13 protein-coding genes are annotated in these 15258 nt (G+C 63.0%); 8 read left to right on the top strand and 5 right to left on the bottom strand.

All coding sequences use genetic code 11. The features are described from left to right. Positions 1-786, bottom strand: a 786-nt coding sequence (locus VKP01_RS12340) for a VWA domain-containing protein (protein WP_324412711.1), incomplete at its 3' end; no start/stop codon positions are given. 384 nt (positions 787-1170) lie between these two features. Between VKP01_RS12340 and mraZ the strand changes: the two genes are divergently transcribed. From mraZ to murD, 8 genes are read left to right on the top strand one after another with little or no spacing between them, the layout of a single operon-like run. Next, complete coding sequence (gene mraZ / locus VKP01_RS12335; protein ID WP_324412709.1) at positions 1171-1683, top strand: division/cell wall cluster transcriptional repressor MraZ; 513 nt, start codon at positions 1171-1173, stop codon at positions 1681-1683. Then, on the top strand, positions 1680-2729 hold the full coding sequence (gene rsmH, locus VKP01_RS12330) for a 16S rRNA (cytosine(1402)-N(4))-methyltransferase RsmH (protein WP_324412708.1): 1050 nt from the start codon (positions 1680-1682) through the stop codon (positions 2727-2729). Before mraZ ends, rsmH begins: the two co-directional genes overlap by 4 nt. Then, positions 2726-3127, top strand: a complete 402-nt coding sequence (gene ftsL, locus VKP01_RS12325) for a cell division protein FtsL (RefSeq protein ID WP_324412706.1) — start codon at positions 2726-2728, stop codon at positions 3125-3127. Before rsmH ends, ftsL begins: the two co-directional genes overlap by 4 nt. 6 nt (positions 3128-3133) lie before the next feature. Further along, positions 3134-4912, top strand: a complete 1779-nt coding sequence (locus VKP01_RS12320) for a penicillin-binding protein 2 (protein WP_324412704.1) — start codon at positions 3134-3136, stop codon at positions 4910-4912. Then, positions 4909-6399, top strand: a complete 1491-nt coding sequence (locus VKP01_RS12315; protein WP_324412702.1) for a UDP-N-acetylmuramoyl-L-alanyl-D-glutamate--2,6-diaminopimelate ligase — start codon at positions 4909-4911, stop codon at positions 6397-6399. The genes VKP01_RS12320 and VKP01_RS12315 overlap by 4 nt, the downstream gene beginning before the upstream one ends. A 24-nt stretch (positions 6400-6423) precedes the next feature. Further along, a complete protein-coding gene (locus VKP01_RS12310) occupies positions 6424-7884 on the top strand; it encodes a UDP-N-acetylmuramoylalanyl-D-glutamyl-2,6-diaminopimelate--D-alanyl-D-alanine ligase (RefSeq protein WP_414706574.1) in 1461 nt (486 codons plus the stop codon). 8 nt (positions 7885-7892) lie between these two features. Continuing rightward, positions 7893-8978 carry a phospho-N-acetylmuramoyl-pentapeptide-transferase gene (gene mraY / locus VKP01_RS12305; protein WP_324412700.1) on the top strand — a complete coding sequence of 362 codons (1086 nt, stop codon included), beginning with the start codon at positions 7893-7895 and terminating at the stop codon, positions 8976-8978. A gap of 10 nt (positions 8979-8988) precedes the next feature. After that, entirely contained in the window at positions 8989-10383 is a 1395-nt protein-coding gene (murD, locus tag VKP01_RS12300; protein ID WP_324412697.1) for a UDP-N-acetylmuramoyl-L-alanine--D-glutamate ligase, read from the top strand. A 553-nt stretch (positions 10384-10936) separates the two neighbouring features. On the opposite strand, the gene VKP01_RS12295 is transcribed toward murD, so the two are convergent. From VKP01_RS12295 to VKP01_RS12280, 4 genes are all read right to left on the bottom strand, one after another. Next, positions 10937-11650 carry a hypothetical protein gene (locus VKP01_RS12295; RefSeq protein WP_324412695.1) on the bottom strand — a complete coding sequence of 238 codons (714 nt, stop codon included), beginning with the start codon at positions 11648-11650 and terminating at the stop codon, positions 10937-10939. Positions 11651-11657: 7 nt separating this feature from the next. Beyond that, positions 11658-13094, bottom strand: a complete 1437-nt coding sequence (locus VKP01_RS12290) for a hypothetical protein (protein ID WP_324412694.1) — start codon at positions 13092-13094, stop codon at positions 11658-11660. A gap of 174 nt (positions 13095-13268) precedes the next feature. After that, a complete protein-coding gene (locus tag VKP01_RS12285) occupies positions 13269-14273 on the bottom strand; it encodes a 2-hydroxyacid dehydrogenase (protein ID WP_324412692.1) in 1005 nt (334 codons plus the stop codon). Further along, entirely contained in the window at positions 14270-15217 is a 948-nt protein-coding gene (locus VKP01_RS12280; protein ID WP_324412690.1) for a 1-phosphofructokinase family hexose kinase, read from the bottom strand. The genes VKP01_RS12285 and VKP01_RS12280 overlap by 4 nt, the downstream gene beginning before the upstream one ends. Positions 15218-15258 lie beyond the last annotated feature (41 nt).

The following is a 15258-nucleotide window of genomic DNA, read 5'->3' as shown; positions in this document are numbered from 1 at the left end:
CTTGAACTCCGCCCGCGCGGCGGAGAAAAGCTCCTCCGCACGCTCGATATGCCAGTCCATCGAGCCGCCGACATCGAGAAAGAGCAGAACCTTCACCGCATTGCGCCGCTCGGGCCGCATCTTCACATCGAGATAGCCCTTTTCGGCCGTGCCGCGAATGGTTCCCTCGAGATCGAGCTCTTCCGCCGCGCCGGTGCGGGCGAAGCGGCGCAGGCGGCGCAGCGCAACGCGCATGTTGCGGGTGCCGAGCTCGCGGGTATCGTCGAGATCGCGGAATTCGCGTTTGTCCCAGACCTTCACTGCGCGGAAATTACGGTTGCCGTCCTGGCCGACGCGGATGCCTTCCGGGTTGTAGCCATAGGCGCCATAGGGGGAGGTGCCGGCGGTGCCGATCCATTTCGAGCCGCCCTGGTGGCGCTTCTTCTGCTCCTCGAGCCGCTGCTTGAGCGTCTCGAAGAGCTTGTCCCAGCCCATCGCCTCGATCGCGCGCCGCTCCTCCTCGCTGAGATGCTTCTCGGCCAGCTTGCGCAGCCATTCCTCCGGGATGCCCTGCGCCTCGAGCGCCTCGCTCATCAGTTCGAGCCCCTCGAAGCAGGTGGCGAAGGCGCGGTCGAAACGGTCGAGATGGCGCTCGTCCTTCACCAGAACGGCGCGGGCGAGAAAATAGAAATCCTCGACGCGTTTCCCGGCGAGATCATGGGACATGGCCTCGATCAGGGCGAGATGCTCCCTGAGGGAGACGGGAACACCGGCAGAGCGCAGGGTGTGAAAGAGGTTGAGCAGCATGGCGACAGGATCACCGAGCGGGCTGGCGCGCGCAAGGGGCAGGCGCGGCAAATTCCTGCGGAAACGATCGCAACGGGGCGTGCGATGCTGCGGATGAGCGGCGCGTGTCGCGCGCCTGTTGACGCTTCGTTAACCAAGACGCGCTCTGATGGAGCACATGGCAGACGGGGAAGACTCCGTCCGTCGCCCGTGGAATCCGTTGACGCCCAAATATGCCCATGGTATCCCATAACATCCCGTCCACGGCGCCGAGAGCGACACGTAACGGTCGCGGTTTTGAGAGCCGCGATCGCGCGGTCCTGCGCATTAGCGCTGCCGACGGAGTGACGCGCCGCGCGGGCTTCGCTGCCCGGCGACCGATCCATGGGGGCTGTGGCACCGACGATGAACCGCTTCGTGTCCAATTTTACCAACCGATTGGACACGAAAGGTCGCGTATCGATCCCCGCGACCTTTCGTGCCGTGCTCGCGCGGGACGGATTCGAGGGGCTCTACGTGCATCCGGCGCTGGATGCACCGGCACTCGATGCCGGAGGCAACGCGCTTCTGGCGGCGATCGACGCGCTGCTGTCGGGGCTGTCGCCCTATTCGGACGAGCACGACCAGCTCTCCACCGCCCTGTTCGGAACCAGCGAAATCCTCAGGATCGATGCGGAGGGCCGCGTGATCCTGACGGATATGGTCAAGAGCCATGCCGGGATCGGCGACCACGTGACCTTCGTCGGGCTCGGCCGGAAATTCCAGATCTGGGAGCCGGAGTGCTTTCGTGCGCATCTCGATATGGCGCGCGCGAAGGTGCGCGCCCTCAAGCAGGGCATCGGCGCGCCGATAACGGGCGCATTCGTTGCTCAGCCAGCTTCGCCGGAGGCTTCTTCTGCAGGGGCGCGGGAATCATGAGTGGTCGCGGTGAAGGAGACAATCCTGCCGCTGGCGGACCGGCCTCTCATGTTCCCGTGCTTCTGGAGGAGGTGCTGATGGCGCTGAAAGCGCGCGAGGGCGGCGCCTTCCTCGACGGCACGTTCGGCGCCGGCGGCTATGCGCGTGCCATTCTCGACGCCCATCCCGACAACCGCGTCATCGGCATCGATCGCGACCCGTCCGCCATTGCGGCGGGGCAGGAGATGGTCGCCGCATCGGGCGGGCGGCTGCAACTGGTCGCGGGGCGGTTCGGCGATTGTGTCCAGATTGCCCGAGAGACGGGGACATTCGGTGTGCTGCATGGCGTCGTGCTCGATATCGGCGTCTCCTCGATGCAACTCGACCAGGCCGGGCGCGGCTTCTCCTTCCGGCTCGACGGCCCCCTTGACATGCGCATGGAGGGGCAGGGCGAGAGCGCGGCCGATCTCGTGAACGGGGCTGACGAGTCGCTTCTGGCCGATATCATCTATCATTACGGCGAAGAGCGCCGCGCCCGTGCCATTGCCCGCGCCATCATCGAGCGCCGCCGCCGCGCGCCCTTCGAGACCACCCGCGATCTCGCCGAGCTCGTCTCCGGCCTCGTGCGCGCCGAGCCCAATGGCCCGCATCCGGCGACCCGGACCTTCCAGGCCCTGCGCATCGCGGTGAACGACGAACTCGGCGAACTCGCCCGGGCGCTGCACGGCGCCGAGGAGGCGCTCGCGCCCGGCGGGCGGCTCGTCGTCGTGACCTTCCATTCGCTGGAAGATCGTATCGTCAAGCAATATCTTGCCCAGCGCGCCGGACGTGGTGGCGGTTTCTCGCGGCATGTTCCTGTCGCCGGCCCCGGCCCGCAACCGAGCTTCCGCCTTGTGACCAAGGGTCCGGTGAAGCCCGGTACGGCGGAGAACGCGGCCAATCCGCGTGCGCGGTCGGCCAAACTGCGCGCGGGCGAGCGGCTCGATGCGCCGGCCCAGCCGGAGTCGGACGCGATCACCACCCTTGCCAGCCTGCCGCGCACGGCGCGAGAGAAGGGGCGGCGATGATCCGTCTGAGCCATATCGTGGCGATTGCGGCGCTGATCGGATCGGCGGGGTACGCCTATTCGATCAAGTATGAATCGATCGTCCAGGCCGAGCAGCTCGCGCGCCTGCAGGCGGATGTCGACCGCGAGCGTGCGGCCATCGCAGTGCTGCGCGCGGAATGGACCCTGCTCAACCGGCCCGACCGGGTACAGGCCCTTGCTGATCGCCATCTCAACGATATCGTCGAGATGGATCCGCGCCGCATCACCCGCTTCTCGGACCTGCCTGCGCGCGGTGAACGCGATGACGGGATCGCCCTCAAGCTCGAGGCGCTCGGTCTCGCCGAACCCACCGCAACGCCCGGCCAGACGGCGCGCCCTGCGGTCTCCACACCCACCACCACCGGTTCGACGAGGTGATCTTCCGTGTCCAGCCCCGATCGTGACCAGACCGAATCCGAGGCGCTTGCCGACGGCGAGCTGCCGGGTGGCCTGTTCGGCGGGTTCATTGCCGGATTGCGGGAACTGTTTCGCCTGCGCGGCGACAAGGGGCGTGCCCGGATCGGCCTTGCCGCTTTCGCATTCACCATCCTCTTCACGGTGCTTTCCGGAAGGCTGGTCCAGCTCGGGATTGCAGCCGATGACGAGGAGGCGGTGCGGCGCGCATCCGTTTCGTCTCTCGGCACGGCACGGCCCGATATTGTCGATCGCAACGGCGAGATTCTGGCCACCGACGTGATGAGCTATTCGGTTTTCGCCGAGCCGCGCAACATCATCGACCCTGACGAGGCTACCGAGCTCCTCACCGCCGTCTTCCCAGATCTCGATTCACGGCGCCTGCGCGAACAGCTGAGCACCGAGCGCGGCTTCATCTACGTGAAGCGCGAGATTTCTCCGCGTCAGCGTGCCGAAGTTCACCGGCTCGGCATTCCCGGTGTCGGCTTCCTGCCCGAGCACAAACGCGTCTATCCCAATGGCTTCGCGGCGGCGCATGTTCTGGGCTATGCGAATATCGACAATGAGGGCATTGCCGGTATCGAGAAGTGGGTCGACGGCCAGGGTCTGCAGGATCTCGAAGGTGTCGGACTGTTGAAGAGCGCTGCGGATCTGGCGCCGGTCGCGCTCTCGCTCGATCTGCGCGTGCAGCACGCCATGCGCGACGAGCTCTTGAAGGCCATGGCGGAATTCCGCGCCATCGCGGCGGCGGGGTTGGTGCTCGATGTGCGCACGGGTGAGGTGGTCGCGCTGGTTTCGCTCCCCGATTTCGACCCGAACAATCCGGTCGAGGCACAGGAAGCGGAAAATATCAACCGGATCAATGTCGGCGTCTACGAGATGGGGTCGACCCTGAAAGCGCTGACGGTCGCAATGGCCCTCGAATCCGACGAATTCGACATCAATTCGACCTTCGATGCACGCGCTCCGTTACAGTTCGGGCGCCAGCGCATCCGTGATTATCGCGGGCAGAACCGTATTCTCAACGTCCCGGAAGTCTTCGTCCATTCCTCCAATATCGGCACGGCGCGCATGGCGCTCGAACTGGGGGTGGAGCACCATCGCGAATTCCTGCGGCGCACCGGGCAACTGGAGCGGCTGCAGACCGAACTCCCCGAGAACGCCGCGCCGCTGGTGCCGAGCCGCTGGACCGAGATCAACACCGCGACGATCGCCTTCGGCCACGGCCTCGCGGTGGCGCCGCTCCAGGCGGCCATGGCGACAGCGGCGCTGGTGAATGGCGGCATGATGATCCCGCCCACTTTCATCAAACGCACCGAAGAAGAAGCGCGCCATCACGCGACCCGCGTCATCAGTGAACAGACGAGCGAGGCGATGCGCTATGTCATGCGCCTCAATGCGGAACGCGGCTCCGCCGGCAATTCGGCGATCGCGGGTTTCTATGTCGGAGGCAAGACGGGCAGCGCCCAGAAGGTGGTGGACGGGCGCTATGTCGAGGGGCTTTTGCTGACGACCTTCTTCGCCGTCGCGCCGGCGGATGATCCGCGCTATCTCTTCCTCACCATCCTCGACGAGCCGAAGGCGACGCCGGATACGCACGGCTTCAATACGGCGGGCTGGAACGCGGCGCCGACTGCGGGCAACATCATCAAGCGCACGGCGCACTTGCTCGATATCCCGCCGCGGTTTAACCCTCCCGAGCAACCTTTCCCGTTGATGACCCGGCTGGGGGCCTGGGGTACGCAATGAGCGAATCGGCGCCGGTAGGCGCACCGAACCAGACACATTCCGCCCGCCTCGCCGATCTCCTCGGCCTGGCGGGTGACGCTTTCGACGACCTCGAGATCACCGGTCTGACGCCGGACAGCCGCGCCGTGGCGCGCGGTTTCGCCTTCTTCGCCATTCCCGGCGTGAAGGCGGACGGCGCGCGCTTCATCCCGCAGGCGCTGGCGCAAGGTGCGCGCGCGATAGTCGCGCCGGGGCCGCGCCCGGATGATCTGCCAGCCGAAATCGCCTGGCGGCAGGTCTCCAATCCGCGCCTCGCGCTGGCGCGTGCCGCCTGCACCTTCTATCCGCGCCAGCCGGAGCGGATCGTGGCTGTGACGGGCACGGCCGGAAAGTCTTCCGTGGCGGATTTCGTGCGCCAGATCCGGCTTGCCCTGGGCGATGCGGCGGCGAGCCTCGGCACGCTCGGCGTGGTGACGGGGCAGGGGGCGCAATACGGCGCGCTGACCACGCCCGATCCCGTCGGCCTGCACCGCATGCTCCAGGATCTCACGGATCGCGGCATTACCGATCTCGCCCTGGAGGCCTCCTCGCACGGGCTCGACCAGCATCGCCTCGATGGTGTGCGGCTCGCCGCCGCCGCCTTCACCAATCTCGGGCGCGACCATCTCGACTATCATCCCACGATGGACGCCTATCTCGCGGCCAAGATGCGCCTGTTCGACAGCCTCTTGCCGATCGGCGCGCCGGCCATCGTCAATACGGATGGTGATTACGCCCGCGAGGCGATCGAGGCGATCCGCGCCGCAGGCCACACCCTGCTCACGGTCGGTACGGATGGAGATTTCATCAAGCTCCAACGGCATGAGATGCAAGGCTTCGCGCAGGGCGTGAGCCTCGTTCATGCCGGGCGGCGCCATGATCTCGCGATCCCGCTGATCGGGACCTTCCAGATCGAGAACGCCCTCGTCGCCGCCGCCCTCGTCATCGCCACGGGTGGCGACCCTGAACGCGTCTTCGCGGCGCTTGCGCAGCTCACAGGCGTCAGCGGGCGGCTGGAGCGGGTGGGGGAGGTCAATGGCGGTCTCTGCGTCGTCGATTACGCCCACAAGCCAGATGCGCTTGCCCATGCGCTCGACGCCTTGCGTCCCTTCGCGCGCGGGCGGCTGATCTGCATCTTCGGCTGCGGCGGCGATCGCGATCCCGGCAAGCGCGCGATCATGGGACGGATCGCGACCGCACGCGCCGATCATGTCATCATCACCGATGACAATCCCCGCGGTGAGGACCCGGCTCTGATCCGCGCTGCCATTCGCAGCGAGGCGCCGGATGCGCTGGAGATCGGTGATCGCGGCGAGGCGATCCGGGCGGGCGTCGCCATGCTCCGCGATGGAGACGTGCTCGTGGTGGCCGGGAAGGGCCATGAAACGGGCCAGATCGTGGGTCAACAGGTTTTGCCGTTTTCCGATCAGGAGACCATCCGGCAGGCCATTGCCGCAAGACTTTCCTAGCCAAGAGGCTTTCGCGGAGTTGAGATGATGAATGCCCAATCGATGCCGCTATGGACGGGCGAGGAAGCGTGCGCGGCGATGCAGGCGCGCTGCATCGGTACCCTGCCTGCGCGCATCGAGGGTATCTCCATCGACACGCGCAGCCTGAAACCGGGTGATCTGTTCTTCGCCATCACCGGCGAGGCGCGCGACGGACATGACTTCGTGGTCCAGGCCCTGGAGAAAGGCGCCGCTGCCGCCGTGATCGCGCGCGACAGGGCCGAGGCGCTGGCTATCGCCTGCGAGAGCCTGCCCGGCGCGCTCTTCGTCGTGCCCGATACGCTTGCGGCGATGGAGAATCTCGGGCGGGCGGCGCGGGCGCGCTCGGAGGCGCGCATCATCGCCATTACCGGCTCCGTCGGCAAGACCGGCTCCAAGGAGGCGATGCGGCTGCTGCTGTCGCGCTCGGGCAGGACGCATGCCTCGGCGGCCTCCTACAACAACCACTGGGGTGTGCCGCTGACGCTGGCGCGGATGCCGCGTGATACGCAATACGGCGTGTTCGAGATCGGCATGAACCATGCCGGCGAGATCGCCCCGCTGGCGCGCATGGTGCGTCCCCATGTTGCCATCGTGACGACGGTGGAGGCGGTGCACATCGAGCATTTCCATTCCGTCTCGGGCATCGCCGACGCCAAGGGCGAGATCTTCCTCGGGCTGGAGCCGGGCGGTGTCGCCGTGATCAACCGCGACAACCCCTATTGCGAGCGCTTGCGGGCCCATGCGCTCGCCTCCGATGCCGGGCGCGTCGTCTGCTTCGGCGAGAGCGAGGGTGCGGATGTGCGTGCCTTGCGCATCATCACGAAGCAGGACATGACCATCGTCGATGCCCGGGTCTTCGAGACGCCGCTGACCTATCGCGTCGGCATGGTCGGGCGGCATGTGGCGATCAATTCGCTCGGCCTCGTCGCGGCGATTCATGCGCTGGGGCTCGATCTGGCCCTCGCGGCCCTGGCTCTGGGCGATCTGACGCCGCCGGTCGGGCGGGGTGCGCGCGAGACGCTGGCCGTGCAGGGCGGTGAGCTCCTGCTCGTCGATGAGAGCTACAACGCCAACCCGGCCTCGATGCGTGCCGCCCTGCAGACGCTCGCCCAGACCGAGATCGGCTTTCGCGGGCGGCGCATCGCCGTGCTCGGGGACATGCTGGAGCTCGGCGATTCCGGCCCCGCCGCACATGCCGAACTCGCGCATTCCGTGGTCGGGAACGGGGTCGATCTCGTCTTCGCGGCGGGGCCCCTGATGAAAAATCTCATGGCGGCCCTTCCCCCGGAGCGCCGTGGCGGCTACGCCAACCTTGCGACCGGGCTCGAAACGGTCGTGGTCGCCGCCCTGCGCGCCGGGGATGTCGTGATGGTCAAGGGATCGCGCGGCATCCGCATGGAGCGCATCGTCGAGGCGGTGAAGAAACGCGCGGGCACGGGCAGTGCGCTCGCGCAAGAGGGATAGTTTGAGCGATGCTGACCTGGCTTGCGGATTTTGCCGCTTATGTGAATGTTCTCAACGTCTTGCGCTATATTACCTTCCGCACCGGGATGGCGACGGCGACGGCGTTTCTGTTCGTGATCTGGTTCGGCCCGGCCATCATCGCCACCCTGCGCCTGAGGCAGGGGCATGGTCAGCCGATCCGCGATGACGGGCCGGAATCGCATCTGCTGACCAAGCGCGGCACGCCGACCATGGGCGGCTTGATGATTCTCGCCGGGGTGCTGGTCTCGACCCTGCTCTGGGCCGATCTCGCCAATGCCTATGTCTGGGTCGTGCTGCTGGTCACGCTCGGCTTTGGCGCGATCGGCTTTTATGACGATTATCTCAAGGTCACCAAGCAGTCGCACAAGGGTTTTTCCGGAAAGTACCGGCTTTCGATCGAGGCCGTGATCGCCGCGATCGCCTGCATTGCGATCGCGCAGATTGCCGCGCCACCGCTCTCCAACAGCCTGGCCCTGCCCTTCCTCAAGGATGTGCTGATCGATCTCGGCTGGTTCTTCGTCATCTTTGCCGCACTCGTGATCGTGGGCGCAGGCAATGCCGTCAATCTCACCGACGGGCTCGACGGCCTGGCCATCGTGCCGGTGATGATTGCCGCCGGAACCTTCGGCTTCATCGCCTATCTGGTGGGCAATGCGATCTTCGCCAATTATCTGCAGATCCACTTCGTCCCCGGTACCGGGGAACTTGCCGTCATCTGCGGGGCGCTGATCGGGGCGGGGCTCGGTTTCCTCTGGTTCAACGCGCCGCCCGCCCAGGTCTTCATGGGCGATACCGGTTCGCTGGCGCTCGGCGGCATGCTCGGCACAATCGCAGTGGCAACGAAGCACGAAATCGTGCTCGCCATCGTCGGCGGCCTGTTCGTGCTCGAGGCTTCCTCGGTGATCATCCAGGTCGCCTCCTACAAGCTGACGGGCAAGCGCGTGTTCAAGATGGCGCCGATCCATCACCATTTCGAGAAGCTGGGCTGGACCGAGCCGCAGATCGTGATCCGCTTCTGGATCATCGCCGTCGTGCTTGCGATGATCGGGCTGGCGACGCTCAAGCTGAGATGAGGAGATAGGCATGACCCCCTCGACCGTCTTCGCCGGGCGCGACGTCGCCCTGTTCGGTCTCGGCGGATCGGGGCTTGCCACCGCCCGTGCGTTGATGGCGGGCGGCGCGCGGGTGCACGCTTTCGACGACAATGCCGAGCGGGTCGAGGCCGTGCGGGCGCAAGGCGTCCCGGTCACGGATCTGCGCGAGGCGGATTTTGCGGGTTTTGCCGCGCTGATACTCTCGCCCGGCGTGCCGCTTACCCATCCCGTGCCGCACTGGAGCGTCACGAAGGCGCAGGCGGCGGGGGTCGAGATCATCGGCGATATCGAGCTGTTCTGCCGCGAGCGGGCGAAGCTGGCGCCGGATGCGCCCTTCATCGCGATCACCGGCACCAACGGCAAATCCACCACCACGGCGCTGATCGCCCATATCCTGCGCGAGACGGGCCGCGACGTGCAGATGGGCGGCAACATCGGCGCGGCGATCCTCTCGCTGGAGCCGCCGGCGGATGCGCGCTTCCACGTGGTCGAGATCTCCTCCTACCAGATCGATCTCACCCCCTCGCTCACCCCTACGATCGGTCTGCTGCTCAATCTCTCGCCCGACCATATCGACCGCCACGGCTCCATGGCACATTACGCGGACGTGAAGGAGCGGCTCGTCGCAAAGGCGAAGCTCGCCCTGATCGGGCGTGACGACCCGCATTGCGAGGATATCGGGCGGCGGTTGTCGCAGGTGGAGGGCGCGGACGTCTATCCCGTATCCGCCACGCGCGAACTGCCCTGGGGCTATTTCATACATGACGGGCTGATCCTCGCGCGCAATGCCGGAGAGGATGTCGATACGGCGCTGGCTCTGGGCGATCTCGAAGGGATCGGCACGCTGCGTGGGGCGCATAACGCGCAAAACGCCGCGTTCGCCTGCGCTGCCTGCTGGCATGCGGGGGTGAGCCCGCCCGCGATCGCGCAGGCACTGCCATCCTTCCCCGGCCTGCCGCATCGCATGGAAGAGGTGCGAGGGCCGGAGGGGCTCGTCTTCATCAACGATTCCAAGGCGACGAACGCCGAATCAACCGCCCGCGCGCTGGCCTCCTTCGCGCACGTCTGGTGGATCCTCGGTGGCAAGCCGAAAGAGGGCGGCATCGACAGCCTCGCGGAATATTTCCCCCGCGTCGCCCGCGCCTATCTGATCGGCGAGGCGAGCAACGCCTTCGCCCGGACGCTGGAGGGCCGCGTACCGTATGAGCGCTGCGGTACGCTCGAGAAGGCTGTGGCCCGCGCTGCGGTCGATGCGCAGGCGAGCGAGGATGAGGCGCCGGTCATCCTGTTTTCGCCGGCCTGCGCGTCATTCGACCAGTTCCGGAGCTTCGAGCACCGGGGAGATGTGTTCCGGGGGGTGGTGAAAAAAACGCCAGGCTGCTAGCGCACAAATATTAGCATATGTAATGCGGATGATGCATAAATCGCTATAATGCTCTTAAAATTTGATTTAATGAAATAAGATATAGTAGTATCTGAAAAATTTATTTTTTTTGCGCAGGCAATAATTATGATCAATATCAAAAGAATAAAAATCAAAACATAATACTTTGTGTTATAAATAAAATAGTTCTTCAATATCCCGTCAAATACAGTTGTGAAAAATACTGCAGACGAGCTAAGAAATATTATAATAATATTCCAAGAAAATATATTGATAGCGTGATCCTTGTCAGGTGCAGCTAAAGCATTTATGAGGTAAATAAAAATCATTAAGCCAAGCGAGATTGTTGCAAATATTATCGCAATTTCCGACAAGTTCATGAAATTTTTTTGCAGCGCGCTTCGTATTGCGTCAGCAAGTTGATTTGTTTCGTTTAGCATTAATGCGGAAATAAGGATGATAATAAAGCCCTCTATGGACAAAAGTCCATTGGCGCCATGATTCACATTTGTAAATATTTTTACATTTCTTATATAATCGATAGATTTTAGTATCATTGTTTAATCTCAAAGGTCAGTTCAAAATCGTGCCAGTTCGGAATCGTGTTTTCCTCTGACAGGTTGATGACTCGAAAATATACCTTATCAACAACTCCTTGAGCTGGAATTTCTGAAAAAAATACTGTTGTCGCACACATTATATTTGTTTTCATTCCTTTATATCTCTGAATTCTCCCATAAAAATTTATTGAGGAATCATCAAAAAAGCCCTGAAACGAGCTTGTGTCTTCTAAATTTTGAAAAGAATTTATGAGGTAAAATCTATATGGCACATGAAAATGCCGTGTAATCTTTGTTACTTCATTTCTGTCTCTATGATGCTTATAAAAATCTTTTTTGCTTGTTCTCTCTTCGCCCGGCACAATATTGTTGTATATTCTGATATTACGATGAAAAGCCTCCTCATTCGAAGATCTTGTTTTACGAAGAAATCCAATTGCACGATATACTGTGAGAGATTTTGATTTAATTACATATGTTATTTCAATTTCTTTATCTCTTTCAATATGTAATAGTTTATTTTCGTCCAGTTTTTGAAGTTTGTTCCTTGAAGAATTTAAAAATACATCTCCATTGTCTGGGTTTTTTGCTAATATTCTGTCGTTGCATGTGTCCGCGACTGCAGAAATTGGATTAATTGCCAGTGCGATTATCGCTAGACACTTAACCCAGGAAAGCCATTCTGCCGATTTGACAATACGGATCATGGTCAACCTATCTCCCCAACCTGAACACCCGGTTTAGCGCCTTGCGCGGGATGATGATGTCTATGAAATGGGTGGCGTTGCGGTGGAGGCGGCGTGCGCCCAGCGCGGCGCGCTCGGGTTCGCTGTCGGAATGCAAAAGCAGATACCCCCGCGCGCCCTGAACCTCCTTGTCGAAATAGCGGATGTTGCGGCCCGGATTGGCGGCGACGATGCTCGCGGCGAGCTGGCGGTCGCCCTTGCCACCTGCGCGCTGCCTGTAGAAACGCGCCATCAGGTCATCGCGATCGATATAGAAACAGCGCACCGACGGGTCGAGCTTGTTCACGTGGACATGATCGAGCACATCGTTCTGGAAGCGAAGCAGGCTGGCGTCGCTCCTGGCATCCGGCGAGAAGAACTCGATGAAATAGTCGTTCACCGGCTCGCCCTGATCGTCACGCACACGGGTGACGACCTGCAGATAGCGATGAATTTCCTGAGCCAGCGGCGCGCGGCTGCGAAAAAGCCCGCGTCGGCGCCCCGTATCGGCGGCCAGTGCCGCCGTCTCCTCCGAAACATCCCGCCAGCGCGCGGCGATCTGCTGATGCTCGTCGGCGGTCTCGCAGGCAAGCGCTTCCAGAATCAGGGCGCCGAGGCGATTCGAGACCTCATCGACAGCGCCGCTGGGATCGCCGGGATACTTGATCTGGGTATGATCACGATCGGGCAGCACCGCAAACGGGAGCACCATGCCGCCCGTGCGCGAGCCCCAGGCGCGAACCTCCGGAATGTCGATATTTTCGGTAAAGTCGACGGTGATGCCGGCGGTGTTCAGATTGGCAGCCGGCACGCGCACCGTGCCGTCGCTGCCGTCTTCGTTCACGAGGCGGCGGCTGATAGTGCGATAGCCGCGGCTGCCGGTGATGACGAAGGGCCAGATGCCGCCCGGGCCGTAAGGACCCGTATTGGCGCCGCCGGGATCGAGCAGGTCGCGCGTGACCAGGCTGCGCTGGTAGGGCGAGCCGAGTTCGAGCGCATTGAGCATCTCGCGCCCGGTCTGGAAGCCATTCAGGGCGCCCTTGGTGGCGCGCCCGATGAAGGAATTGCCCACCGTCGCCAGCCGCGAGCCGAAATTCGCGGGTGCGAGCATCAGCATGCGCCGGACGGGGCAGTTCTGGCCGTCGGGATAATAGCGCACGGCCCATTCGCGCATGACGAGGCCGGCCGTGGAATGCCCGATCAGATCGAAATGCAGCCCGAGTTCGCCCGCATCCTGCTTTTCGCGAATGACGGCCTGCATCCGCCGCGCCACATCCTCGATGCGGACATCGTCATCGGTCGAGATGTAATCACCCAGCCAGATCCGGGTGATGTCGTAGCCTTCTGCGGCGAGAAAGCGCTCAAGCTTGCGGAACGAGGCAGATGTGTCGCCCCAGCCGTGCAAGATCGCGATCTGTCGGGTCATGCCTGATCCCCTCATCGGGGTCGCTCGCGTCCTGATCACCGACCCCACACAACCCTATGGTATACAGAATCCTCAATTGTGCAATTCCCGCCTCAATTGTATTCGCAACGTTATGGGCCGATGCGGCAGTATCGGTTCTCGCGCAGCATTGCCGGCTGTGCCTTTGCCACTGCCTCAGACCACATTCTCCACCGAGACCGTATGCTGCGCCTCGCCGGTCTTCTCGAAGCTGGTGACGTTGCCGAGGGTGGTTTCGGCGATGTTGTACAGGGCTTCATGGGTGAAGAAGGCCTGGTGGCCGGTGATCAGCACGTTGGGGAAGGTGAGAAGCCGGGCGAAGACATCGTCGCTGAGGATGTCGTTCGACAAGTCCCGGAAGAACAGATCGCCTTCCTCTTCATAGACATCGAGGGCGAGCGAGCCGATCTTGCCGTCCTTGAGCGCGTCGAGCACGGCGGGCGTGTCGATCACGGCGCCGCGCGAGGTGTTCACGATCATGACGCCCGGCTTCATCTTCGCAATCGCCTCCGCGCAGATCAGGTGCCGTGTCTGTGGCGTGAGCGGGCAATGCAGGGAGATGATGTCGGATTGCGCAAACAGCGTGTCGAGATCGACATAGGCGATGCCGCGTGCCTCGCAATCGGGATCAGGCGCCACGTCATAAGCGATCACCCGGCAGTTGAAGCCCTGGAAGATCCCGGCGGTGATGGCGCCGATCTGGCCGGTGCCGATGATGCCGACGGTTTTCTCGTTGAGATCGAAGCCGATCAGCCCGTCGAGATTGAAATTGTTCTCGCGCACCCGGTTATGCGCCTTGTGGATGCGCCGGTTCAGCGCAAGCACGAGGGCCAGTGTATGCTCGGCCACCGCATGGGGGGAGTAGGCGGGCACGCGCGCCACTGTGATGCCGAGTGCCTCGGCCGCTTCCAGATCGACATGATTGAAGCCCGCCGAGCGCAGGGTGACGAGCCTGATCCCCTGTTCGGCGAGTTTTTCGAGAGCCGCCCGGTCCAGCGTGTCGTTGACGAAGGCGCAAACGGCCTGCACATCCCTGGCCAGCACCGCCGTCTCGGCGCGCAAGGATGCTTCGAAATAGGACAGCTCATGCCCCGCTTCGCGGTTCGCCGCGTCGAAATAGGTGCGGTCATAGGGTTTGGTGGAGAAGAAACCGATCTTCATCGTGCTGCATCCTTCCGCGATTCGTGCAATTGCGCGTAGAGCCGTTCGACATCGTCGCGCCTGCACAATTCCGTTCCCGGCGTCATCACGGCGGCGCTGCCTGCGGCCATACCCATCAGGAAAGCGTCCCGGTTGGACAGGCCCGTGCTCAGGCCATGGGTCATGCCGGCCACGAAACTGTCCCCGGCGCCGACGGCGCTTCTGACCTCGACCTTGGGCACTGCCTGCTCGTATGCGCCTTCGCGATCGACCAGCACGGCGCCCTCGTGGCCCAGCGTCACCGCGATCATCTCCGCCTTGCCGCCATCGATCATGCGCTTTGCCGCTGCGCTGATCTCATCCGCGTGATGACAATCCTGGCCGGTGAGCTTGCGGAATTCGCCGTGGCTCGGCTTGACCAGATGGATACCGCCATGCTCGAGCGCGGCCTTGAGCGCGTCGCCGGAGGTGTCGAGCACGAAATGCGCGCCCTTCTCGCGGGCGATGTCGGCGACGCGGGTATAGAAATCGGGCGCGACCCCGCGCGGCAGGCTCCCCGAGGCGACGAGATAGTCGCAATCCATCTCCCGCAATGCATCAAGGCAAGCGGAAATCTCCTCGTCCGAGAGCTTCGGGCCCTCGGGCGTGAAGCGGTATTCCTTACCGCTTTCGCGCTCATAGACCACATGCGAGAGCCGCGTATCGTCCGCAATCGGGATGCGCTTGCGCGCCACGCCCTGCTGGTCGATCAGGTCATCGAGCACATCCCCCGTGGCCCCGCCGGCGAGATAGAGCGCGCAGACGTCACCGCCGAGTTCCCTGATCACCCGCGCCACATTGATCCCGCCGCCGCCGGGATCGAACCGCTCGTTCGAGGTGCGCACCTTGCTCGTATGCCGCACCTTCTCCGCCTCGGCGGAGCCGTCGATCGAGGGGTTGAGCGTGAGCGTGACGATCTTCGCCATGGAGGGTTCCGTTCCTGCGCGTGCTGCAATGCATGATTCGT

The organism is Saliniramus sp. (assembly GCF_035311605.1).
In the GTDB taxonomy this organism is placed as follows: Bacteria; Pseudomonadota; Alphaproteobacteria; order Rhizobiales; family Beijerinckiaceae; genus Saliniramus.
This window is presented reverse-complemented; position numbering and strand designations above follow the sequence as displayed.